This window comes from Nocardia sp. NPDC057272, from assembly GCF_042668615.1.
GTDB lineage: Bacteria > Actinomycetota > Actinomycetes > Mycobacteriales > Mycobacteriaceae > Nocardia.
On sequence record NZ_JBHUYK010000015.1, the window covers coordinates 101,978 to 124,707 of the forward strand.

At 65.5% G+C, this 22,730-nt stretch carries 16 protein-coding genes and 1 pseudogene; 9 read left to right on the forward strand and 8 right to left on the reverse strand.

Going from position 1 to position 22,730, the window contains the following annotated elements; genetic code table 11:
- The first annotated feature begins 25 nt into the window (after positions 1 to 25).
- Genes ACFULV_RS20765 through fabD form a run of 7 tightly spaced genes read left to right on the forward strand, consistent with a single transcriptional unit; the run spans position 26 to position 7,947 of the window.
- Positions 26 to 970, forward strand: coding sequence for an aromatase/cyclase (locus ACFULV_RS20765; protein ID WP_378658920.1), 945 nt, complete (start codon positions 26 to 28; stop codon positions 968 to 970).
- A complete protein-coding gene (locus tag ACFULV_RS20770; RefSeq protein ID WP_378658923.1) occupies positions 951 to 2,906 on the forward strand; it encodes an SDR family oxidoreductase in 1,956 nt (651 codons plus the stop codon). Before ACFULV_RS20765 ends, ACFULV_RS20770 begins: the two co-directional genes overlap by 20 nt.
- 35 nt (positions 2,907 to 2,941) lie before the next feature.
- Complete coding sequence (locus ACFULV_RS20775) at positions 2,942 to 4,513, forward strand: acyl-CoA carboxylase subunit beta (protein WP_378658925.1); 1,572 nt, start codon at positions 2,942 to 2,944, stop codon at positions 4,511 to 4,513.
- The gene (locus tag ACFULV_RS20780; RefSeq protein WP_378658927.1) at positions 4,510 to 4,719 is read left to right on the forward strand and encodes an acyl-CoA carboxylase epsilon subunit; all 210 of its coding nucleotides are present in this window, start codon (positions 4,510 to 4,512) and stop codon (positions 4,717 to 4,719) included. Before ACFULV_RS20775 ends, ACFULV_RS20780 begins: the two co-directional genes overlap by 4 nt.
- A 14-nt stretch (positions 4,720 to 4,733) precedes the next feature.
- Complete coding sequence (locus ACFULV_RS20785) at positions 4,734 to 5,753, forward strand: LLM class flavin-dependent oxidoreductase (protein ID WP_378658930.1); 1,020 nt, start codon at positions 4,734 to 4,736, stop codon at positions 5,751 to 5,753.
- A complete protein-coding gene (locus tag ACFULV_RS20790) occupies positions 5,746 to 6,963 on the forward strand; it encodes an MFS transporter (RefSeq protein ID WP_378658933.1) in 1,218 nt (405 codons plus the stop codon). Before ACFULV_RS20785 ends, ACFULV_RS20790 begins: the two co-directional genes overlap by 8 nt.
- 30 nt (positions 6,964 to 6,993) lie before the next feature.
- Entirely contained in the window at positions 6,994 to 7,947 is a 954-nt protein-coding gene (fabD, locus tag ACFULV_RS20795) for an ACP S-malonyltransferase (RefSeq protein ID WP_378658935.1), read from the forward strand.
- A gap of 162 nt (positions 7,948 to 8,109) precedes the next feature.
- Here fabD and ACFULV_RS20800 read toward each other — a convergent pair whose 3' ends face one another.
- From ACFULV_RS20800 to ACFULV_RS20815, 4 genes are all read right to left on the reverse strand, one after another.
- A complete protein-coding gene (locus ACFULV_RS20800; RefSeq protein ID WP_378658938.1) occupies positions 8,110 to 8,775 on the reverse strand; it encodes a histidine phosphatase family protein in 666 nt (221 codons plus the stop codon).
- A gap of 1,235 nt (positions 8,776 to 10,010) precedes the next feature.
- Entirely contained in the window at positions 10,011 to 10,787 is a 777-nt protein-coding gene (locus ACFULV_RS20805) for a transposase family protein (protein ID WP_378658940.1), read from the reverse strand.
- Between the two features lie 245 nt (positions 10,788 to 11,032).
- Positions 11,033 to 11,674: a hypothetical protein gene (locus tag ACFULV_RS20810; RefSeq protein WP_378658942.1), complete on the reverse strand. Its 642-nt coding sequence runs from the start codon at positions 11,672 to 11,674 to the stop codon at positions 11,033 to 11,035.
- A 38-nt stretch (positions 11,675 to 11,712) separates the two neighbouring features.
- On the reverse strand, positions 11,713 to 12,192 hold the full coding sequence (locus ACFULV_RS20815) for a hypothetical protein (protein ID WP_378658945.1): 480 nt from the start codon (positions 12,190 to 12,192) through the stop codon (positions 11,713 to 11,715).
- Positions 12,193 to 12,438: 246 nt separating this feature from the next.
- On the opposite strand from ACFULV_RS20815, the gene ACFULV_RS20820 reads away from it, so the two are divergent.
- Positions 12,439 to 12,852, forward strand: coding sequence for a transposase (locus ACFULV_RS20820; protein WP_378658948.1), 414 nt, complete (start codon positions 12,439 to 12,441; stop codon positions 12,850 to 12,852).
- Positions 12,853 to 13,017: 165 nt separating this feature from the next.
- Here the strand turns inward: ACFULV_RS20820 and ACFULV_RS20825 are convergent, their stop codons facing one another.
- From ACFULV_RS20825 to ACFULV_RS20840, 4 genes and pseudogenes are all read right to left on the reverse strand, one after another.
- Positions 13,018 to 14,382 carry an esterase/lipase family protein gene (locus ACFULV_RS20825; RefSeq protein WP_378658950.1) on the reverse strand — a complete coding sequence of 455 codons (1,365 nt, stop codon included), beginning with the start codon at positions 14,380 to 14,382 and terminating at the stop codon, positions 13,018 to 13,020.
- Complete coding sequence (locus ACFULV_RS20830) at positions 14,369 to 19,027, reverse strand: tetratricopeptide repeat protein (protein ID WP_378658953.1); 4,659 nt, start codon at positions 19,025 to 19,027, stop codon at positions 14,369 to 14,371. Before ACFULV_RS20830 ends, ACFULV_RS20825 begins: the two co-directional genes overlap by 14 nt.
- Before the next feature lie 617 nt (positions 19,028 to 19,644).
- Entirely contained in the window at positions 19,645 to 21,405 is a 1,761-nt protein-coding gene (locus tag ACFULV_RS20835) for a hypothetical protein (RefSeq protein ID WP_378658955.1), read from the reverse strand.
- A gap of 144 nt (positions 21,406 to 21,549) precedes the next feature.
- Positions 21,550 to 21,770: pseudogene (locus ACFULV_RS20840) on the reverse strand (heat-shock protein HtpX); the annotation flags it as partial.
- 93 nt (positions 21,771 to 21,863) lie between these two features.
- On the opposite strand from ACFULV_RS20840, the gene ACFULV_RS20845 reads away from it, so the two are divergent.
- Positions 21,864 to 22,493, forward strand: coding sequence for a hypothetical protein (locus ACFULV_RS20845; protein WP_378658957.1), 630 nt, complete (start codon positions 21,864 to 21,866; stop codon positions 22,491 to 22,493).
- The last annotated feature ends 237 nt before the right edge of the window (positions 22,494 to 22,730 follow it).

Consider the following 22,730-nt stretch of genomic DNA (forward strand, 5'->3'; position numbering starts at 1 on the left):
GGCCGACGAGCACCAGGAGACTTCCATGACGACGCAGACCACCCGCGAGGTCGAGCACACGATCACCGTGGCGGCCCCGCCGACCGAGGTGTACCGGCTCTTGGCCGAGGTCGAGAACTGGCCGCGGCTGTTCCCGCCTTCGGTGTACGTGACCCGGCTCGAACACCAGGGCAACGAGGAGCGCATCCAGATCTGGGCCACCGCCAACGGCGAACCCAAGACCTGGATCTCGCGCCGCGTGCTCGATCCCGAGCAACTGCGGATCACCTTCTGGCAGGAGGTATCCGCGCCCCCGGTGGCCCAGATGAGCGGCACCTGGATCATCGAACCGCGCGAGGACGGTACCGAGCTGCGGTTGCTGCACTCCTACCGGGCCATCGACGACGATCCCGACGGGCTGGCGTGGATCGAGAAGGCGGTCGACGACAACAGCCGCGCCGAACTGCCCGGCCTCAAGGCCGCGGTGGAGTCGGTAGTGCGCACCGCCGACCTGACCCTGTCGTTCGTCGACTCGGTCGAGATCGCCGGTGCGGCAGGCGATGTCTACGACTTCGTCAATGAGGCGAACCTGTGGACCGAGCGGCTGCCGCACGTGGCCTCGGTGCAGCTCACCGAGAACACCCCCGGCGTGCAGGTGCTGCGGATGGACACCCTGACCAAGGACGGATCGAGCCACACCACCGAATCGGTCCGGGTCTGCTTCCCGCAGCACCGGATCGCCTACAAGCAGACCACCCTGCCCGCCCTGATGGCCCTGCACACCGGCTTCTGGGAGTTCCGGACCAACTCCGACGGCACGACCACCGCGTCCTCGCAGCACACGGTGATCATCGAGGCGACACGGATCACCGAGATCCTCGGCCCCGACGCCGGGGTGCCCGAGGCGCGGACCTTCCTGCGCGAGGCACTCGGGGGCAACAGCCGGGCCACGCTGAACCACGCCAAGAACTATGCCGAAGCCCGTCGATGACACCGACGTCCTGATCGTCGGCGCGGGGCCGGTCGGGTTGCTGCTCGCGGGCGATCTGGCCGGCGCGGGCGTCCGCGTGGCGGTGGTGGAACAGCGGATCATCCCCACCACCGAATCGCGGGCCTCCACCCTGCACTCCCGCACCATGGACGTGCTCGCCGAGCGAGGCGTGCTCGATCGGCTCGGGCCGCTGCCCGACGGCGGACCGGGACACTTCGGCGGACTGCGCCTGGATCTGACCGAAGCCGATCCGGCCCACCGGTTCTCGGGCCAGTGGAAGTGCCCGCAGGTCCGGCTGGAAGCGGTGCTACAGGAACGAGCGCTCGAGGCGGGCGCGGTGCTCCGGCGTGGGCACCGAGTCACCACCCTGACCGCGCAGGCGGGCGGTGTGCTGATCGACACCGTCACCCTGGACGGCGAACGGCACACCCACCGGGGCGTCTACCTCGTCGGTTGCGATGGGGAACGCAGCACCGTGCGCGAGCTGGCCGGCCTCGAGCTGGCGGGTCTCGAGGCCGGGCGGGAGATGCTGCGAGCCGACGTGGCCGGAATCGACATCCCGGCCCGTCGTTTCGAACGACTCCCGCACGGGCTGGCGGTGTCCTCGCGCTGGCCCGACGGCAGCACCAGGGTGATGGTGCACGTCTACGGCACCGCACCCCGCGCCGCGGGTGGGGAACCGGAGTTCGCCGAGATCGCCGACGCCTGGGAACAGGTGACCGGCGAGTCGATCGGACACGGAACACCGTTGTGGCGCAACGCGTTCGACGACACCAGCCAGCAGGTCACCCGGTACCGGCGCGGCCGGGTCCTGCTCGCCGGTGACGCGGCCCATCGGCAGATGCCAGTGGGCGGCCAAGCCCTCAACCTCGGCTTGCAGGACGCGGCCGACCTGTCCGGCCGCGTGATCGCCGCTGTCACCGGCACCGGTGGTGGGGCCGAACTCGACGACTATCACCGCATCCGGCACGCCGTCGGTGCCCGCACCCTGACCAACATCCGCGCCCAAACCCTGCTGCTGCTGGGCGGACCGGAGGTCGAACCCGCCCGGCAGCTGTTCGCCGAGCTCTTGCGCCTCGGCGAGGTCCGATCCCATCTCGCCCGCATGATCAGCGGCCTGCCCGGTCCCGGCGACCCGGCGCCCGCACCACCCGATTCCAAGGAGACACCGATGAGCCTGACGAACAAGACCGCCCTGGTCACCGGATCCAGCCGCGGCATCGGCCGCGCGACCGCCCGCCAACTCGCCGCCAAGGGCGCGCTCGTGGCCGTGCACTACGCGGACAACGAGGCCGCCGCCCGCGAGACCGTCGAGGTCATCGAGAACGACGGCGGCCGTGCGTTTCCCGTGCGGGCCGAGCTCGGCACGACAGGCGGCGTGCACGAACTGTTCCTCGGCCTCGAACAGGGACTCAAGGAACGGACGGGGCAGACCACGCTCGACATCCTCGTCAACAACGCCGGTGTCACCACCCCGGCCGGCGTCGCCCCCGAGGACGTGACACCCGAGGACTTCGACCGGCTGTTCGCGGTCAATGTCCGCGCGCCGTTCTTCATCGTGCAGCGCGCTCTCGGCCTGCTGCCCGAAGGCGGGCGCATCATCAATATCTCCTCCGGGCTCACCCGATTCGCCAGCCCCGACCAGGTGGCCTACTCGATGACCAAGGGCGCGGTGGAACAGATCACGCTGCATTTCGCCCGGCACCTGGCACCGCGCGGGATCACCGTCAACAGCGTCGCGCCCGGCATCACCAACAACGGCAGCGCCGTGTTCGACATCCCGGAGGCGGTCGAGCAGATGGCGCAGTTCTCGGCGTTCAAACGCGTCGGCGAGGCGGTCGACGTCGCCGATGTCGTCACCTTCCTCGCCACCGACGAAGCCCGCTGGATCACCGGCGCGTTCATCGACGCCACCGGCGGAACGCTACTCGGCTGACAGCACGGCCGCCGCCGACCACATCAGGAGATCCGATGACGACAGTGCAAGAACCCACCGGGTACACCCAACGGCTCGACGAACTCGACGCGCTCAAACGTGCCGCACGCCTGGGCCCCGACCCGGCCGCCACCGAACGCCAGCACGCCAAGGGCAAACTCACCGCCCGCGAACGCATCGACCTGCTCCTCGACCCCGGTTCGTTCGTCGAGGTGGAGCCGCTGCGCCGACACCGGGCCACCGGCTTCGGGCTGGAGGCGCGCAGACCCCACACCGACGGCGTGATCACCGGGTGGGGAACCGTCGACGCACGTACGGTCTTCGTCTACGCCAGCGACTTCCGGATCTTCGGCGGCGCACTCGGCGAGGCACACGCCCAGAAGATCCACAAGATCATGGACATGGCCGTCACGGCGGGCGCTCCGCTGGTCTCGCTCAACGACGGTGCGGGCGCCCGCATCCAGGAGGGCGTGACGGCGCTGGCGGGCTACGGCGGGATCTTCCGCCGCAACACCAGGGCCTCGGGAGTCATCCCGCAGATCAGCGTCATGCTCGGGCCATGCGCGGGCGGGGCCGCGTACTCGCCCGCGCTCACCGACTTCGTCTTCGTGGTGCGCGATATCGCGCAGATGTTCATCACCGGCCCCGATGTGGTGCGCACCGTGACCGGCGAGCAGGTGACCCACGACGAACTCGGCGGCGCCGACATCCACGCCTCGGTCTCGGGGGTGGCGCATTTCGTCTACGACGACGAGCAGTCCTGCCTGTCCGATGTCCGCGCGCTGCTGTCGATGCTGCCCGCCAACAATCGGGAGCTGCCGCCGGTGGCTTTCACCGCCGACCCCGCCGACCGGCAGACCACCGCCTTGACCGATCTGGTGCCGCTGGACGGCAACCGCCCCTACGACATTCGTGAGGTGCTGGCCGAAATCGTCGACGATGGAGACTATTTCGAAGTACAGGCCACCTGGGCGACGAACCTGGTGTGCGCGCTGGCCCGGCTCGACGGCCACGTGGTCGGAGTGGTGGCCAGCCAACCGATGAGCCTGGCCGGAGTACTCGACATCGACGCCAGCGAGAAGGGCGCGCGGTTCGTCCAGTTCTGCGACGCGTTCAACATTCCGCTGCTGACCCTGGTCGACGTGCCGGGGTTCCTGCCCGGCGTCGGCCAGGAACACGCGGGCATCATCCGTCGCGGGGCCAAACTGCTCTACGCCTACTGCAACGCGACAGTGCCGCGAATCTCGTTGGTACTGCGCAAGTCCTACGGCGGCGCCTACATCGTGATGGACTCGCTCTCGATCGGCACCGACCTCGCGCTGGCCTGGCCGACCAACGAAATCGCCGTCATGGGCGCCGAGGCCGCCGCCGACGTGGTCTTCCGGCGCGAGATCGCCGCGTCGGAGGATCCCGCGGCCACCAGGGACCGCAAGATCGCCGAGTACCGCGAGGAACTCGTGCACCCCTACTACGCGGCCGAGCGCGGACTCATCGACGACGTGATCGACCCGCGCGACACCCGTGGCGTGCTGATCCGCGCCTTCGCCATGCTCGCGGGCAAGGACACCGATCTGCCCCGCCGCAAGCACGGGAATCCGCCGCAATGAGCGCCGTGGACCCGGTGCCCTTCCTGCGCGTCGAGAAGGGCAGCGCCGACCCGGACGAGCTCGGCGCGCTGCTCGTGCTGCTGCTCGCCCGGCGCCGGGCCGCCGCCGTGCCGCCTACTCTCACCAGGCCCGTCGCCCGCTGGCGCCGTCTGGAACGCCGACCCGCCTTCACCGACCCCCGCGCGTGGACCGGATCCACCCGCTGACGAACGGAGCCACCATGGACGTCGGACTGCTCTTCGACCTGCGCAACCCCGCACAGTGGCAGCGGCCGTGGGCCGACCACTACGCCCGCACTCTCGAGTTCTGTGAGGAGGCCGACCAGCGCGGTGCCGGCGGAGTCTGGTTCACCGAGCACCATCTGTTCGAGGACGGGTATCTGCCCCAGCCGCTCACCTTCGCCGCCGCGGCGGCGGCGCGGACCAAGCGGGTGCGTATCGGCACCGCCGTCGTCCTGCCCGCGTTGCGCAAACCGGCCCAGCTCGCCGAGGAAGCCGCACTGGTCGACCTGATCAGCGGCGGCCGCCTCGAACTCGGTCTCGGCGCCGGCTACCGCCTGCCCGAATACCAGCTCTTCGACACCGATTTCAGCCGCCGGTTCGCTCGCACCGGCGACAACATCGCCGAGATCCAGCGGCTGTGGGCCACCGGCGGGATCACCCCGGCGCCGATCCAGGATCCCGTGCCGCTGTGGGGTGGGTTCTACGGTCCGCGCGGCGCCCGTCTGGCCGGGCGTCTGGGCATCGGGTTCCTGCATATCTCGCACCAGCTGTTCCCGCTGTACCGCGAGGGACTCATCGAAGGCGGACACGATCCCGAGTCCGCGCGGGTCTCCGATCTGCTGCCGATCCTGCTGGCCGACGATCCCGAGGCCGCATGGGCGCGGGTGGCCCCACACCTCGCGCACCAGATGAACTCCTATCGTCAACTGTCGGTACAGGGCACCGACGCGCCGCCGCCGCCCGTCCTCGAACTCGATCAGCTGCGCCAACGTCCCGACGACGGCTCCTTCGGGCTGCTCGAGATCCTCACCCCCGAACAGGCGTCGGCGCGGATCCACGAACGGGTGGCCGGTCTGCCGGTGCGGCACCTGATCTTCTGGGCCAGCATCGCCGGCATGCCCGATGACCTGGTCACCCGCCATATCGAGCTGGTGAGTGAACAGCTGCCGCCCTTGCTGGACAAGCAGTTCCAGCTCGCCACCGGCGGCGCGAGCTCGGCACGCAACGGCCATGGCTGAGGTGCGACCAGCGGCGCCGACCTGGGATCGGCGCCGCTGGGTTCTGCTGCTGGTGCTGTCGGGAAATATGATTCTCGACGCCATCGAGGGATCCATCCTGGTGCCGGCGCTGGGCGTGCTCACCACCGAACTGAACCGGTCGATCGGGCAAACCCAATGGCTGCTCAGCGGTTTCGCGGCGGGGTTCGCCGCGCTGCTCCTCGCCGGGCCCGCGCTGGCCGCCCGGTTCGGGCGCAGGCAGGTCTATCTCGTCGCCATGGCGACGTTCGCTGTCGCCTCGGTGATCGGCGGGCTCACCGACGACCTGGCCCTGCTCGTCGCGACCCGCGTGGTGAAGGGCGCCGCCGCCGCGCTGACCGCACCCGCCGGGCTGGCGGTGATCGCCGCGGAGTTCCCGGCCGGTGCCCAGCAGCGCCGCGCGATCTCGGTGTACGCGGTCTTCGGGGCGGCCGGATTCACCACCGGCCTACTGCTGTCGGGTTGGCTCACCGCGCTGAACTGGCACCTGCTGTTCGTGTTCCCCGCACCGATCGCGCTCGCCCTGCTCGTCGCCGCGTGGCGGGTGATCCCCGACCCGCCGGTAGCCGCCCCGCCGCGGCTGTCGAAACCGTTGTTGCGCAATGGTTCACTGGCGCGGTCCGCCCTCGGTGCGGGGGCGCTCAACGGCGGCTATCTAGCTCTGCTGGTGGTGATCGCGGCGCAACTGCACGAGTCCCTCGGTTGGGCGCCGTGGCAGATCGCCGTCGGTCTGCTGCCCGCGAGTCTGCCGCTGGCGCTGTCGGTTCCGTTCGCGGGACGCTTCGTGCAGCGATACGGCACCGCGCAGCTGATCCTCGCCGGTGCGGTGGCGACACTGGCCGGGCATCTGCTGCTGTTCGCCCGACCCGAGATCCACAACTACGCGACCGACGCGCTACCGGTGCTGCTGCTGGTCGAAGCCGGGTTCGTCCTGTCGTTCGCCGCGCTGAACATGCAGTCGACCGCCACCGTGCCCGCCGAACTCCGCCCGATCGCGGTGCCGCTGTATCAAACCGGTGTCCAGTTCGGGGCGGCCTTCGTGCTGCCGATCGCGGTCGGTGCGGCGGCGGCCTTCGATGCCTACCGTCCCGCGGCGGCGTTGATCGCGGTCGCCGGGCTGCTCGCGGTGCTCGCCGCGAGCAGCGAATTGCGCGCATCCGCAACATCCGCACCCGCGAAAGCCGCTCCATGACAGCAACACTCACCTCGAGGAGTACCACTCATGACCGCCGACGTCTTCATCCGAGAACAGCCCGACCAGCTGGCGACGGGCCCCAGGACCCTGGCGCTGTTCCCCGGACAGGGCTCCCAGCGGCCCGGCATGGCCGCGTGGATCACCGACTACCCGGTGGCCGAGGAGGTCTTCCGCCGCGCCGACGACATTCTCGGCATCCCGCTGACCCAGCTGTGCGTCGACGGCACCGCCGAGCAGTTGCGGGCCACCGACGTTGCCCAGCCCGCGATCGTCGCCACCAGCCTGGCCCTCAGCGCGGTCCGCACACAGCGCGGACAGCCGCCCGCAGCGGTAGCCGGTCACAGCCTGGGGGAGTTCACCGCCCTGGCCGTCGCCGGAGTGCTCGACGAGGACACCGTCCTGCAACTGGTTCGCCGCCGCGGCGAGCTCATGGCCGAGGTCTCACGCCGCTACGACGGCGCGATGAGCGCCGTCATCGGCCTGCCCGCCGAGCAGGTCGACGCGCTGTGCACCCGTGTCACCTCGGGTGTCGTCGGCGTGGCCAACTACAACCAACCGACCCAGACCGTGGTCTCCGGCGCCGCCACCGCCGTAGCCGACCTCGAGGACCTCGCCCGGTCCGCCGGCGCGGCGAAAGTGGTGCGGCTCAAAGTCGCCGGAGCCTTCCATTCGCCCCTGATGGCCGACATCGCCGCCGAATTCGGCGCCGAACTCAACCGCTACACCCTCCGGCCGCCGGTCGTTCCGGTGCTCAGCGCGGTCACGGCCGACTACGTCGCCGACCCCACCGAAATCCGCGCCCTTCTTCGCGGCCAACTGCTGGCCCCGGTGCGCTGGGTGGAGACCGTCCAGCGGGCCGCCACCGACGGATACGACGAACTGGTCGAACTGGGCCCGGGCCAGGTGCTGACCGGTTTCTCCCGCCGCATCGTTCCCGACGTCAGCTCGACCGCGATATCCACACCCGAAGTGCATGGTTAGCTGTTCTGATCCGGCGGCTTACGCCAGGGCGATTCGACCACTGTGCACGCCAACCGACCTTGCAGACGTCGTTGGTGGATGACGCGTGTGGGTGGAGAGGCTTTCGAGGTTCTCCGTGGGTAGCGGACGCAGCCCCGCACTGGCAGCGTGGTAAGACGCTGGTCATCGCGACGGGTTCGGTTGTGAGCGGGCATCGGCACGATCCTTGGTCGGGTGAGCGGTGTCGGCGAGGCTCACGAGGGTCCGGTTGCGCCAGTGGTCGTCGATGCGTAGGTGGGTGATCGCTCCTGGTGTCGTTGCGAAGGACGCGAATCCGGCCGCGTCGACCGGGATCTGCATCCAGGTCGTGATGACGAACGTGAGCGCGTATCCGTGAGTGACCACAACATGATCGTGATCGATGTCGGTCATCAGCTCCTGGATGCAGGCCCCGACTCGGATGGCGACCTCGCGGCGGGTTTCAGCGCCGGGAATGGGGCCGCGGTGGTCGAGTCGGTCGTGGGCGGGCGCGGGGTCTTGCCGCCGCGCGAGCCATTCGTTCGGTCGTCCTTCGGCTTTGCCGAAGTTGATTTCTCGCAGGCGCTGATCGGCGGAGACCGCAACGGTGAGAGCCTCGCCGAGGATCTGCGCGGTTTCGGTGCATCGGGCAAGGTCAGAGGTTGTGATGCGCAGTGCCCGGGATGGGTCGTGGCGGTGTCGGAGTTCTTGGGCGAGCAGGTGCGCGTCGTGGCGGCCAGTTCGTGTCAGGTGCGAGTCATGCCAGCCGCCGACGAGACCGAGATGGGTGTGTTCGGCGTGTGGGTGGCTCACGGCGTAAAGATTTTGCATGCTTGCTCACAGGGATTCGGTGTGGGTGGCGGGTCGAGGTCGATGGTGTCGAGGCTGGCTTCGAAGATGGTTTCGATGCCGCGGAGCCGCAGAAAACAGTCAGGGACATGGTGTTGTATAAAAGTAGAAGTGGACTCCGAAAATGGCCAGGTCATCGGTGGGATAGGCTTTGTTGGTCATGAAGTCGGCACAGCGTTTCCGCAGGTTCCCGAAGCTGCCCGAGACTTCCCATGACTTCCCTGTTTCCGCAGGTAGATGACTATCTGGTTGCCCCGAAGCAACTCATCGCTTCCCGGTAGTTCCTGTGCGAACTCGTCTGCAGATCGTAGAAAAATCGTAGAAACACCGGCGATGGAAGCTGGTAGCCAGTGACCGGGATCGGGGATTGCTGTACACCAGTGTCCGACCTGAGACATGGGTGAGCGCCAGAAATCCTGGATCCATCGCCTATCGCGAGAGGCGGTCGCAGGTCCGCGCCTCGGCGGGGCACATCGAACACAAGAACGCAGACGACCTGCGGTTTTCGAGTGGTCGACTGGTGATCAAAGCCCAGAGTCGGCGACGATTCCACCGGAGCAGATGGCCTCGTGGTGTCACGGTGGCAGTCGCTGCCGTTGGTTGAAGAAGTCCGCATCGATGCGAGCTGGACTCTCGATGCCGACAGACCTGATCTGTCGAGTCGTGACGCAGCGTGAAGGGCGGAGTTGCAGGCTGTTGGGCAGTTCGGGCAACAGGCGGGGAAATCGACGCGATCCAGCGACCACGTCACCTCAATGAAGTGCAGCTCGCGAACGAACTGCGGCTGTTCGGAACCTGCACGCCGTACTCGGTCAAGTCGGTCCCTGCCACCTTCGACCGGGACCGACTCTTCCTTGATTGCGCTGCCACCCTCAATACCCAATTGGGGGCACCGGTCACGCTACATGGCGGTGTTACCAGCGCAAACAACCTCAACGCCGTGACAACTGGTCGACACACCCGAACATCATGCCCCACAACCGGTTACGGCGTGAGACATGGTCTTGGTCCGTGGCCCACCTATGCCGTCTTCACACTGCCAGGTGTGCGCGAATCTCTTGACCAGGGCGAACACTCGGCGTCATTCGACGTAGGCGCGGTGCCATCGCTGCCCCGGTGTCGTCATCGTTACGTCAGAAGTGTCGCCAACCTAACTGCACGCTGGCCAGATTAACCCCAGGACTTCCAACCGGCTATTCATGCACAGTGAGCCCTTTTCATCCTGCCGAAGCAGCTTGACGCTCGTGGTCCTGGAGAACGGTGATCGCCTTCACCAGGCGGGTGGTCTTGTCCGGGCAGCAACGGAGCTTGCGCAGGATCTTCCAAACTTTGAGCTGGGCGAACGCCCGCTCCCCGCGGCCGCGTAGCTGGGCATGAGCGCGGTTGGCCTGCTTCTGCGAGGCCGGCTTGTTTCTCCCCCTATACGGGGTGAGAACTCCCGCAACGCCTTGGTATCCTTTGTCCGCCAACGTGATCCAGCCGCCGATGGCCAACTCGGTCACGATCTGCCAGATCCAGGCGGCTTTGCTGTCGTGGACACTGCCGAGTAAAGCTGGTGAGAGCCACACGATCTCGCCCTCAGGCGAGGCCAGGACCTGCACGTTCATCCCGTGTAACCGGTGTTTGCCGGAGTAGAACGGACGATCTGCGGCGACTCGGTCGATCGCGATCACGGTGCCATCCAGAATCAAATAGCTGTGACCTGCGGCTTTGGCCTTCCGCAACGCGGACCTCAACCCCAGGGCCTGTGCTGATAGCAGCGTGGTCGTTTCCTCGACGTAGCGCCAGCCGGTGCTCGTGGAGATCTCGAACCCGGCCGCCAGATCGGTGAACGGTTCGCCTTTGCGCAGGTAGACCAGCACAAGCATCGCTTGCTGTCCTGGATCGAGTGCGCGCCAGCGTGATCCGATCTCGCGGCGGTGACGCCGGATCACGGCGGCGACGAAGTGCAGGGTCGAAGATGACAACGGCAGCGCGGCACGGTAAAACAACAAGGGAAGCCTCTGGTGGACGAGCGGACTTGGTAATCAGCTCTCTTACCAGGGGATTCGCCAGTTCGCACGCCACGGGAGTACCAATCAGCCTGCAGGGCAACGTGGTTCAGCGGCAGGATGAAAACGGCTCAGTGTGCCGGTCGGCAGAACCTGCAATAGCAGACGGATGTTCAGAACTGCGCGTGACGTATGTCCCCATCTTGAATCAACGTCGATAGCCGACGCCTGCCCACAGGTGAAGAGAGTCAGGGATTCCCAGCTGAGTCCGCAAGTTTCACCTCGGAATCATCGGTGCGCACCGACTCCTTAAAAGCCGTCACAGTAGCCTCCAAAGCGGCCGGGCCGAATACATCCATCAGCAGGAGCCCTAATGTAAAAGACTTCTGGCTATCGGCCATCTTACTCGCAGATAAAGCGTCAACCAGACTTCGTAGTTCTTTCTGCTCAGTCGTTGGCACATTCTGCAGAAGGGCAAGACCGAAGGTTGGCAGAAATGCTTGAACCTCCTCGAAAGAAATTCCTTTCATTATTCGCGTCACGCTCTCAGATCTACTTTTTGCACGGAACCTGTCAACGCCACGATCCGCCGCAGCAAGCAGGGAAGTCAGGACTGCACTTGGCCCGACCGGTACTGTGCGCCCCTCCATTTTGACATTAAAGAATGAGCTTCGGAGAAATGCTGAGGCTCCAAGCCCGGCTACCAGCACCTGCATAATGCTCTTGGCGCCCTCGCTATCTGTTCCGAAAGTCCAATCAAAAGTTCTCGCTAGATAGATTGCCGCGACACTGCCACATGCATTCAAGATCACATACACCCATGCGCTCGCAACTCCAAACAGAGTTTGCGGCTCATCCCTGTACCGGCTTACCAGCTCGGCTGTACCCACCAACGCGCCTAGACCTGCGCAGAGTATATAGGCGACCACTACAGCCCCCCATCGCGGCGGTGCCGATCGCGAGATGATGTGTCGGGATCCGAATATCGGTATGTAACCGAATCCCCCCTGTCTGAAATATCTATATTCAGAAAACCGCCAACGGGATCTGACAAGTTCTTTTCCGAGGGTCGAGCGAGCGCCACTTCGGCCTCATCGGAAGCCTCCAGCGACCGCATAGAAAACCTACCGACCTGTGCGAGCAGAGCCGGTGCTGCAATTCCTGCACCAAAAGCTGCAAGTGGACCCGTTATTTGTTCAGCCGATATCAGCATCGCGGAAATAGCTGAGCCGACAGCTACTCGAATCCCGAATACTACAGCTATTGTTGGAAAATCGATAGCTTGATTCCATTTAAAATTCCATTTGTAGCGACGCCGAATATGAAGAAGCATAAACTCGTATAGATTAACTAGGGCGTACATGGCCCCGCCTACGCCTCCCCAGGCAGCAGCCTCCAATACCGTCATTTCGCAATCATACTTCGCTTCGATGAGGTGCATCTGGAAATCCGGCCAGACCTTGCGATCGGCGATGTAGCCGACTTCGAATCCAAGATGGTAGCGGCGCCCTTGGGGTCGTATTCACCTGAGGCACAACAAGATTGGTGCGTAGCCCACTCGTAGCTGTCGACAGCCCAGGGGATCGGACACAAGAGCTCCTAGCAGGTTCTGTCGGGTAACGACGAGTCCTGTTGTAGTGCAAGGTTGTTCGTCGTGGCAGCGCCGTGGATCGTGAACGGCCAGCTGTGGGCAGTGATCGAATCGCTACTACCGGTCAAGGCGTTGGGAACACGAGGACCAGCGAGGATGAACGACCGGCTTGTCCTGCAAGGGATTCTGTTCGTGCTGATCACAGGCATCGGATGGGAGGACCTGCCCCAAGAGTGGGGGTTCGGGTCCGGGATGACCTGCCGGCGGCGATTGCGCGAGTGGCAGGCCGCCGGGGTGTTCGAGGCCATTCACACCTCGATGCTCGCGAATTTCGGAGACTCCTCACCAGATGCGGCGGCGCTGCCTGCGCGCTGCCGGACACGATCCACTCTCAACGAGGGAGGGTGTCGCAGGCTCGCGCCCCTGGCGGGGCACGCAAAACATGGGCAACAGGAAACACCTGGTCATATGGGGTAATTACTCTATCTAACCATTACGGCGTGGTTGCGTCGGCCGTCCGTCGTTCCCTTGTTCGGTAGCCCTGGGCGGGGGTGCCGAACAAGGGAACGGGGTTGATCTGCGGTTTCTGTTGGGTTCGTCGGTTGCCGGTTGTGGGCTCGCGAGGTTGGTGGTCTGGCGGGGTTATTGCCAGGTGAGGAGGGTGTGGGTGATGGGGGTGATGGGTGCGGTTGCGGTGATGCCGGTGATGTGGAGGGTGTGGGCTCCTGGTGGTGGGGGTGGGTAGGTGAGGTGTGCTTGGTTGTTGCGGATGCGGGGTCGTTGTGGTGGGTAGGTGTCGGTGCCGTTTTCCGAGATCAGGCGTGTTTGGATCGCGGGGGTGCGGTGGTCGCCGGGTTCGATGTCGATGGTGGCGGTGAGGGGTTCGCCAGGCAGGAGGAGTTCGGGTGCGGTGATCCTGACCGAGACTGTGTGGGTGGCGCGGCGGCGTACGGGGGCGGTAAGGATGGATTCGATCTCATCGAGGACGCCGGGGTGGTTTTGAAGTGCGCCGTGGGTTTCGACGATGCGGCGGACGCGGTTGGTGTCGGGGTGCAGGTCGTGGCGGAGGGCGCCGGTGAGGGGGACGGTGGCGTCGCCGTAGTCGTTGTCGCCGTCGATGGTGTCGAGGACTTCGAGCCGGTGTTGGTCGAGGCGCAGGGTGGTGGGGGTGGTTTGACGGATGCCGATGATGGTGTGGGTGGTGTCGCGGCCGGCGGGGCGTGCGGTTTCGGCCGCGGTGAGTTGGTGGTGGAAGGCGAGGCCGTCGGTGAGTTTGCGGGTGTCGAGGTCGGGGAGGGTGATCTCGTCGAGGCGGTGCAGGCCACCTGAGTGTTGGATGCAGGCGTAGTCGGGCAGGAGTTGGTGGGTGGAGGGCAGGCTGCGGGCGAAGTCGGTGACGTCGACGGCGAAGGGGCCGATGCCTTTTCGGACTCCGTTGACGAGTTGGTCGACGGCTTTTGCTGCGCCTCGGTAGGGGGTGCCGATGGTGATCAACGCTTTGGTGTGTTCGTGACCGCCGTGGTGTTCGATGTACCAGCGGGCGATCAGCCCGCCCATGGAGTGGCACACGAACGAGACTCGGGCGGCGGCACGTTCGGGGTGGCTGTCTCGCCAGGCGCCGAGTTCGTCGCCGACGAGGTGCGCGAGTCGGGTGGCGTTGTAGCGGTTGGACAGCCGCCAGTCGTAGGGGAAGGTGACGACTTTCCCGATGCCGTCTTTGGCCGCGAGTTTGTTCATGTGGGCGAGCAGGCGGGTGTAGCCCTGGAGGGGTGTCCACAGTCCGGGGATGACGTGCAGGTCGGGCATCAACGCGACTGGGGTGACGTCGTCGTCGGGGTGTTCGTCGCCGAGGTCGTCGGGCAGTCGTAGGTGTTTGATGCTGCGTCCGAGGGTGGATATCGCGCGCAGGACCGCGCCCGCGGAGGGTTCCCATACGAGGTTGCCTCGATGGGCGAGGGTGGTGCCCATGATCCCGGGCACGACAACGACGAGGTCAGTCTTGGCCATCGGTGGGCTCCTGGGTCAGGATCGGGATCAACGACAGTACTGCGGGATGGACGGCACCGAGTTCGGCGAGTAGCCCGATCCAGTGCGTGGCGCGGTGTGGTGCGAGGGATCTGGCCTGTCGCAGGAATTCGGTGGCGGTGTCGATGTCGGCCTCGAATGGGATCGCGGCGGCGCAGGCCAGGTAGAGGAGTGCGTCGGCGGCGTCCTTGGCTGTGGTGGCCGCGAGCAGGGCCAGTTCCGCTACCGGTGGGAGCAAGGTGATGGTTTCGGTGGAGCGGGCGGTGTCGTAAAGCAGTGCCGAGAAGAGGGTGGGGTTGTCGAGGGCGTTGACGCTGGCGCGTAGGACGGTGTCGGTGTGGTGGGTGGCGATGGTGAGCAGTGCCGCCGCGCGGCGGGGTCGAGGATCGTCGGGGTTCGTGTGCTTGATTTCCCGCAGTTGCTCGATGCTGTCGTTGTGGGTGAGGCGGTCCAGGTGTTCAGTGAGTAGTTGATGCTGCTGCTGTGAGTTCGCGGTGAGGAATTGGTACAGGGTGAGGGTGCGGAAGAGGGGTTCGTAGGCGGCGTGGACACCGTGTTCTCTCGCGGTGTCGCGGATCGCGGTATAGCGGTCTGGGTCATTCGAGATTAGAAGGGCTTCAGCGACCGCGACATCACTGCTCGACTGAAGTAGGACGGGGTGGTCGAGCAGGCAGGTGAACTCGTCTTCATAGGTCTTGGCTGCTGTCCATCCACGGGCGATGGCGAGAAGTTGCAGGTCCAGGGTCAGCCACGCTGGCACAGCGGCCCGGGTGGTTTGGGTCCAGTGCCGGTCCCAGGTATGGGGATCGGTGGCGCGGTGAGTCCGGGCGCACTCGTGGATCGTCGATAGCGCAGCCGGGTGCCCCGCGCTGTCCGCCTCGGCTCGGATCAACCATTCGGCTGCCCTGAGATCTCCGTCCGGCGCCGAGCGTGCGCGTGACCACAGCAGATAGCCACGCCCGAAACCCGTCTGGGACTCGACCGCCACTTGCCACACCGCATCCGCGTCGTCACGGAGCCCGACCTCTGCCCGGCGAGCTGCCAAGCTGCCCACCGCCCTAGCGAGGTCGGGGAGGTAGACCGGGTTGTCGGCGGCTTGCGCGCAGTAGAGGGTGAGGGCTTGCTCGGTGGGTGTGATGGCTTCTTTGGGGCGTCCGACCTCGCTGTAGCGGTTGCCGAGGTTGTTCAGGGCTTTGGCGAGGTCGGGGACGTAGGCGGGGTTGTCGTGGGCTTGTATGCGCCACAGGTCGACGGCTTCTTCGGCGGGTGCGATGGCTTCTAGGGAGCGTCCGACCTCGCTGTAGCGGTTGCCGAGGTTGCTCAGGGCTCCGGCCAGGTCAGGGAGGTAGGCGAGGTTCTCGGCGGCTTGTGCACGCCGCAGGGTGACGGCTTCTTCGGCGGGTGCGATGGCGTCGGCGTGGCGTCCGATCTCGCTGTAGCGGTTGCCGAGGTTGTTCAGGGCCATGGCGAGGTCAGGGAGGTAGGCGGGGTTGTCTGCGGCTTGTGCGCGGTAGAGGTTGACAGCTTCTTCGATGGCGTCGGTGGGGCGTCCCACCTTGCTGTAGTGGAGGCCCAGGTTGTGCAGGGCTCCGGCGAGGTCGGGGAGGTAGGCGGGGTTGTCCGTGGCTTGTGCGCGTCGTAGGTTGACTGCTTCTTCGGTGGGTGTGATGGCGTCGGTGGGGCGTCCGATCTCGCTGTAATAGGCACCGAGGTTGTTGAGGGCTATGGCGAGGTCGGGGAGGTAGGCGGGGTTGTCTGCGGCTTGTGCGCGCCACAGGTCGACGGCTTCTTCGGCGGGTGCGATGGCGTCGGCGCGGCGTCCGATCTTGCTGTAGCGGGCGCCGAGGTTGCCCAGGGCTGCGGCGAGGTCGGGGAGGTAGGCGGAGTTGTCGGCGGCTTGTGCGCGGTAGAGGGTGAGGGCTTCTTCGGTGGGTGTGATGGCGTCAGCGCGGCGTCCGATCTCGCTGTAGCGGTTGCCGAGGTTGTTCAGGGCTTTGGCGAGGTCGGGGAGGTGGGCGGGGTTGTCGTGGGCTTGTATGCGCCACAGGTTGACTGCTTCTTCGGTGGGTGTGATGGCGTCGGCGCGGCGTCCGATCTCGCTGTAGCGGTTGCCGAGGTTGCCCAGAGCCGCGGCGAGGTCGGGGAGGTAGGCGGGGTTGTCCGTGGCTTGTGCGCGTCGTAGGTTGACTGCTTCTTCGGTGGGTGTGATGGCGTCGGCGCGGCGTCCGATCTCGCTGTAATAGACACCGAGGTTGTTCAGGGCTGCGGCGAGGTCGGGGAGGTAGGCGGGGTTGTCGGCGGCTTGTGCGCGTCGTAGGTTGACTGCTTCTTCGGTGGGTGTGATGGCGTCGGCGCGGCGTCCGATCTCGCTGTAGCGGATGCCGAGGTTGTTCAGGGCTCCGGCGAGGTCGGGGAGGTAGGCGGGGTTGTCTGCGGCTTGTGCGCGCCACAGGTCGACGGCTTCTTCTGTCGGTGGTACCGCGTCGTGGCGGTGGCCCCATGCCGCAAGAGCGTTGGCGATGGTGAGGTCAGCGGTGGCCAGGTCAGGACGCAGGCGGGGGGCTTGGGCGGCCAGTTCCCGAAAGGTGTTCAGGTGTTCAGGTCCGGCGACGGCAGTGTGACGATTGACGTAGCGCCACAGATACTTTGGGGCATCGGCGGGATGCCCGTCGGCCAAGAGGGCGCGGTAGCGGTGTAGCAGTGCGGTGGTGACGGGTGAGGCGGCGGGGTCGAACACGGTGTCGTAGCTGGGTTGGAAGGGCGGGCGTAGGTGGTCGGCGAGGCTTTGATGGGCCAGCCGATATACCGCCACCTCGTCTTCACCGTCCTCGACCACGTAGCGGCCCAACTCGCCCAACACCCAACTGATCTCGCGGGAACCGATCTCGACCCCGGTCACCGCACTGGCCACACACGCCCATTCAGGTTCGGGCAATCCCGCCCCCAACCCCCACGTCAACGCCGTCAACACACCCCGCGCCACACCAACCCAATCCTGCCCGAGCACCAGCCCATCGGGCGCGGCAGAGATGCGGTGCAGGTCGGTGTCGAACGCGTGCCCCAACGACACCACCAACCCCGACTCCCACCCCGGAATCCCGGTATCGATGGGATGCGCGCGCAACTGGTCGGCGATGATGCGCGCCAGCAGAAACGGCGTCTGCACCTCGCCGGCCATAGCAACAACACGTGCCGCTACTGCCTTGGGGTCCATCACCGCGGACGCATCGGCGAGACGGCGCCTCAGGTAGGCGTCGATCGCCTCCCGCTGCGAAACCCGCCCGGCGGGTTCATTCAAATCGATTGTGTGCGTGGGGGACAGCTGCTCCACCAATGTGGTCGTCGCGTCAATGGCCGGTACATCGCGGGTGGAGATGATCACGGTCGCGAACGCCGCGATTCGGCACAGCAGGTCTGCGGCGATGGTGAACGCTTCCCCGCGAGCCTCGTCCAACCCGTCCACCACCAACACCGGCACCACCGCATCCGGTGACTCGGCGTGGCGTTGTAACGCGCCCACCAACTCCGCCCCGCTACGCGATCCCGCCTCGGCGGCCACCAGCACCCCGGTTTGGACGAGGGCGTCGTCCAATTCGACCGCCAACCGGTCGACGGTCAACCCGCGGGCGTGGGCGTTGGCGTGCACCGAATCCGGTCCGGGATCGGCGTGATCCCACTGGGCAGGGTCGTCGAGGTGGGTGCGCTCGTCCGGGTGCGACACCGAGACCACTCGTCCCAGGATCGCCGACTTCCCGGTGCCCGCTGATCCGGTCACCACCCGCGCACCGGGGCGACCGTCGCGTACCCACGACACGACTTGGTCGACCTCGCCGCGGCGGCCGGTGAACCACGACCCCTCACCCTCGGTGGCCCCGCTGCGCGCGGCGCGTAGCAGATGCTCGACCACTCGGGCGGGTGCTCGTGGTGTCCACATCGGGTTCGGGATCATGGCGATGCCGTGTCCGCTGCGGTGGAACACCGGGCGTTGGTCGTCGGTGTCCCATTCCCCCTCGTCGGTGATCGCGTGTCCGAGGTCCTCGCCGAGGATCATCCGATTCTGTCGCGACCAGCGGCGACGCATATCCGCCGAGCGTGGTCCCTCGGTCAACAAGCGTCGCAGCACGGTACCGAATTCGCCGTCGCGGGCAGTCTGTCCGGCCCCGGCGGAGACCAGGACCCCGAACCACGCCTTGTCGCCATCGGTGGGGAACTGCTCAGTCCAGGCCGTCGCGGTGGCCATCGCGTCGTGCACGGTGGTGCCCGCGTAGCAGGTGTCGATGATGCACAACAGTTGGGATGCACCCGATTCGGCGCAGAAGTCCACCACATCCGACGCGCTCACCACACCACCGGCATCCGAGACCGGCAGGGCGAGACGGTTGTTCGGACGGACGATTCCGTGCCCGGCCCACAGCACGATCATCGACTCGGTGCGCTGGGCGGCCACCGCCTTGAGCATCGCACGGACTGTGGTCTCATCGGGGTCGTAGAGCGTTTCACCGTGGAAGACCTCGGCCAGATGTTCGGCGACGGCGCTCACCTCGGCGACCGGATAGTTCAGGTCGTCGTGGTCGGCGTAGTGATCGGTTCCGACACCGACGAACCTGTTGGCACCCTCGCCCACCACGCCGCATTCCTCCCCGTGCAGTATCAACGACTGCCACGAGGGTAACGGCAACCCCACGGTGAAACCCGTTGGGCGGAAACAGACTTTGCCCCCGATCAAGCCCCCAAACGCGCGCCGGGCGTGTGTCGACTAGTCGTGAGGTCATTCGCCTCAAGCAAGTCCCGAAACCCTGTTGAACAGGGGAAACGAAAGTTTGCCGGTTTGTGACCCCCAGGAATCGAACCGGCAACACCTCACCTGTGGTATTGCCTCCAGCGGCGGCCTCGCGCAGGACCGTGCTCGTCTGAAAATGCCTGCTGACCTGTGGTAATCGGTGTCGCAGGTTCGTGCCCTCGGCGGGACACACAAAACATGGGCCAACCGGCAAAACGCCTGGTCATCGCGGATTCCTACACGATCTAGCAATCCCGGTTGGCCGGTACCGATCCTATCGTGTTCCCATCTTCGTTGTGCCCACGGCAGGACACCCAAGCATGGCCACCGAAAAATTCCTGGCATCGCGGGTTCGCGTAGTCGATATGACGGAGTTGGGGGCCGTGCGGATGGGAGCGGACTGGGGGTTTTCGCGCGGTCGGTCCGGCCCTGAGACGATGGGCCGGACCGACATGCTCCGCCGACTAACGTACTGGGGTACTACGTCTTTCCCAGGCTCTGTTCATCAGTGCCTCGATGGACTGATCGGCTTCGATGTCATCGAGGTCGATGATGTGTCGGTAAGCCTCTCCGAGCGGGCTTCCGAAGCTGTCGACCCAGGCAGCGCATTCTCTGCCAACCATGAAGATGGACGCTCGGATCGCGTGGCTACGTCCGGTCAGATCTGCATGTTCGTTCGTGTCCGCGTCGTGCTGGATGGAGACCAACGCTTGGTGGGCGACTTCCCAATCCGCCGTGGTCGCGCCATGAGCGAACTCGCCGAGTGCCCGGTTGAATAAGCTCAGCCGCCGCCATCCGGCCGCCTCGATCCAGTCGCGCGGAGTCGCGTTCGGATTGCTCTCGATCTTCGCTGCTCGGTTGGGCTTGACGCGCCATGCCCGTGCACGGGCGATCTGCTCGATTACGCATCGCAGACAGGCCATCGCGCGGGAGTCATCTTCGAGCCAGAGCCAGACCGCCGATCGTAGCGCCGAGCTGCACATCGCCAGGGCATCGGCGACAGGCTTCCTGGCTGGGTCTGCTCGTAGCCATGCGGCCAACATGGCGGCCATCTCACCTGCGAGATCTGCCGAGACCATTGCATCTTCGATCGAATACCCTGGGTTTTCGCCGACAATCTCTCGTTCCCGCTGCGACCCTGCTGCAGCGAGGGTGAGGGCCCGGAATCGATGGTGCCCCAGGCTGTAGAGCGGCCAACCCTGACGCGGGACTTCAGGGTCTCGCCCGCCATCCATAGAGTCCGCTACTTTGCGGTAGTAGACCTCCATCCCGCTGATATTGCTTTGAATCTTGGGGTCGTCGAAGTGCCGGGGGACCATGGGCCAAACGATTGGCCCGAGGTGAGGTACCCAGCTTTCCGCGGGCGTTACGAGTGGTATGGACGCAACAGATTCTGCGAGGTCGACTGCTCCGGCATCTTCGACTGCGGTAGCCAGGCACAGCCGTAGATGGCCGAGCGTTACGGTGAGCGCGCGGCTGGTTGTTTCCATCAGTCTCACGTGTTCGCTGCTCGGGGTGTCACCGATGTCGACCGCATCGAGCCATGTCAATGACATCAGCGGGCCTCGAGCGTGGAGCAACTCGCTCAGCTCGGCGAACAAGTCGCCAACCTGCTTGTTGTGTTTCGGAAACCAGACACCGCAACCGCTCCAGAGCCGGTTGAGCCACGCGACCATATCCTCGCCAGGTGCCTGGCTCTGATTGACGTTGAAAGCTAGGTTCGCTGACCAGCGTTCGAGTTGTGTACGTGCGATTATCGCTGCCCCGATGGGTTGCATGCCGAGCATTAGACGCACGGCGGCACCAACGCTGTCGAGTCCCCAGGCCAGATGATCCGGCCACGTGGCCCCCGACCGGATCGTAGGTCGCAGCTGATGGGCACCCAGTTGTTCAGCGATGAAGCTGAGTGGCATGTACGCCGACAGGAGCGGCAAGGCGATCTGCTGACTCATCACGCCGACTTCGACGATGCGGACCATTCGTTGGTTGTGGCGCGAGAGAAGGGCCTCGGCAACGCCGTCAGGCCCGCGCTCCTCAAGCGCACGCTCGAATCCTTCGACGGTTGGCAGAACACGACGGCCCCGGCGCTCCGCTCGATCTCCAACCTTCCTGTTGGCACGCTCGGTGGCCCTTCGAGCTGTCCGCGCACGAACTTTTCGTTGAGGGGTGCGCTGCGTGGTCACCTTGTACGCTCCTGGTTTGTCGTCAAAGTTATTGAGCTGCACTCATATCAACGGTAAGTGGCAGGTCAAGCCGTTTCGAATGTGCTTGGTGCTCTTCGTCTAACCTGAGGATGGCGGCCGAGCGGTTGCAGGGGCGTTTTCTGCCGCGTTCCTTACGATGAACGCTGAGGCTCAGTGTCTTTGCGGAACCCAATCGCGGCAGCTGACATCAGAGAACGACGGGCAGGTGTCGCCGCAGCCCATGGTGATCACGACGTCGGAGGCTTCCACGGCGTCGTAAGTGAGGATCTTTGGGGTCTGATCGGAGATATCGATGCCGAGTTCGGCCATCGCCTCCACTGCGGAGGGGTTGATCGTCTCGGCGGGCGCGCTGCCCGCGCGGACCGGACCTCGATCGAGTCGCCGGCGGAGGTCGGCCGGTGATGGGCCGTGCCAACGGAGGTCGGTCCTGCCGGGTCAAGCTACGCGAAAGGGCTTGCGTGATCTGGCATCCTCGAAGCGTGAAGGCAGACGATATCGCGAAGGAGCTTCTCGCTCACTCGGAAGCGCTCAAGTTCGAAGTCGATACCTTGGCGCGTTGCTTCGCCGGGAACCGATTCTTTGACGACACGAACAATTTTCGTCATGCGCACTTCGGCTACCTGATGTCCTGTATGGCGCAGGTCGATGCCTTGTCAGTGTTTGAGCGAGGCGCTTCGGGAGGGAGCCAGACGCCGAGGATGATGGGCTTTTTGGGCCGCTACATGCCGGGGGGAGGTCTCGAGGAGCACCGGGTGGCGCTCGAGTTGTTCAGGCACAAGCTGATGCACCTCGGCAGGCAGGCGTTCGTATTCGACACGACGACCGATATCGCATACACCTGGCGACTTCAGTTCACCGACGTCGAGGAGATCCGGCTGCGCCACTTCACCCTTAGTGCCCTCGACCCTGCCACCGAGCCTGAGCTTGTGTCGTTCCTGTCGAGTACGCCGTCGGCGGTCAAGGCGCTCAACATCCATCTACCCTCGCTGGCCGATGACATCCATCGACTCAGCGAGTCCTACGTGACTGCCATGCTGGCTGACGCCGGACTACGCCAGAATGCCGAAAACGTATACCCGAAAACTCGTTTGCAGACGTTCGGCAGCTGACAGGCGGTTGCGCCAAACAGCATGGTGTACCTGCCGGGAATCTGAGCAGGTCCGAGCGTGTCGCAGCCGTATACGGGAGGTCGCCGCGTACGGGCCTCCTGGTCACGTCGGGGAGCAGGGTCCCGGCAGGGTGAGATGCGCGATCGGTTGCCCGGCAACGGGTTCTGATTCCCATCTCGGCTGCGTATAACGGCGCAGGGAACCGCATAGTGGTGCGGTACCGTGGGCCCATCGGGT

Coding starts and splice junctions, on each gene's coding strand:
- fabD (WP_378658935.1), top strand. CDS start 6,994: ATGACCGCCGACGTCTTCATCCGAGAACAGCCCGACCAGCTGGCGACG.
- ACFULV_RS20825 (WP_378658950.1), bottom strand. CDS start 14,382: ATGGCCAAGACTGACCTCGTCGTTGTCGTGCCCGGGATCATGGGCACC.
- ACFULV_RS20800 (WP_378658938.1), bottom strand. CDS start 8,775: ATGCAAAATCTTTACGCCGTGAGCCACCCACACGCCGAACACACCCAT.
- ACFULV_RS20775 (WP_378658925.1), top strand. CDS start 2,942: ATGACGACAGTGCAAGAACCCACCGGGTACACCCAACGGCTCGACGAA.
- ACFULV_RS20815 (WP_378658945.1), bottom strand. CDS start 12,192: ATGACGGTATTGGAGGCTGCTGCCTGGGGAGGCGTAGGCGGGGCCATG.
- ACFULV_RS20785 (WP_378658930.1), top strand. CDS start 4,734: ATGGACGTCGGACTGCTCTTCGACCTGCGCAACCCCGCACAGTGGCAG.
- ACFULV_RS20780 (WP_378658927.1), top strand. CDS start 4,510: ATGAGCGCCGTGGACCCGGTGCCCTTCCTGCGCGTCGAGAAGGGCAGC.
- ACFULV_RS20765 (WP_378658920.1), top strand. CDS start 26: ATGACGACGCAGACCACCCGCGAGGTCGAGCACACGATCACCGTGGCG.
- ACFULV_RS20790 (WP_378658933.1), top strand. CDS start 5,746: ATGGCTGAGGTGCGACCAGCGGCGCCGACCTGGGATCGGCGCCGCTGG.
- ACFULV_RS20770 (WP_378658923.1), top strand. CDS start 951: ATGCCGAAGCCCGTCGATGACACCGACGTCCTGATCGTCGGCGCGGGG.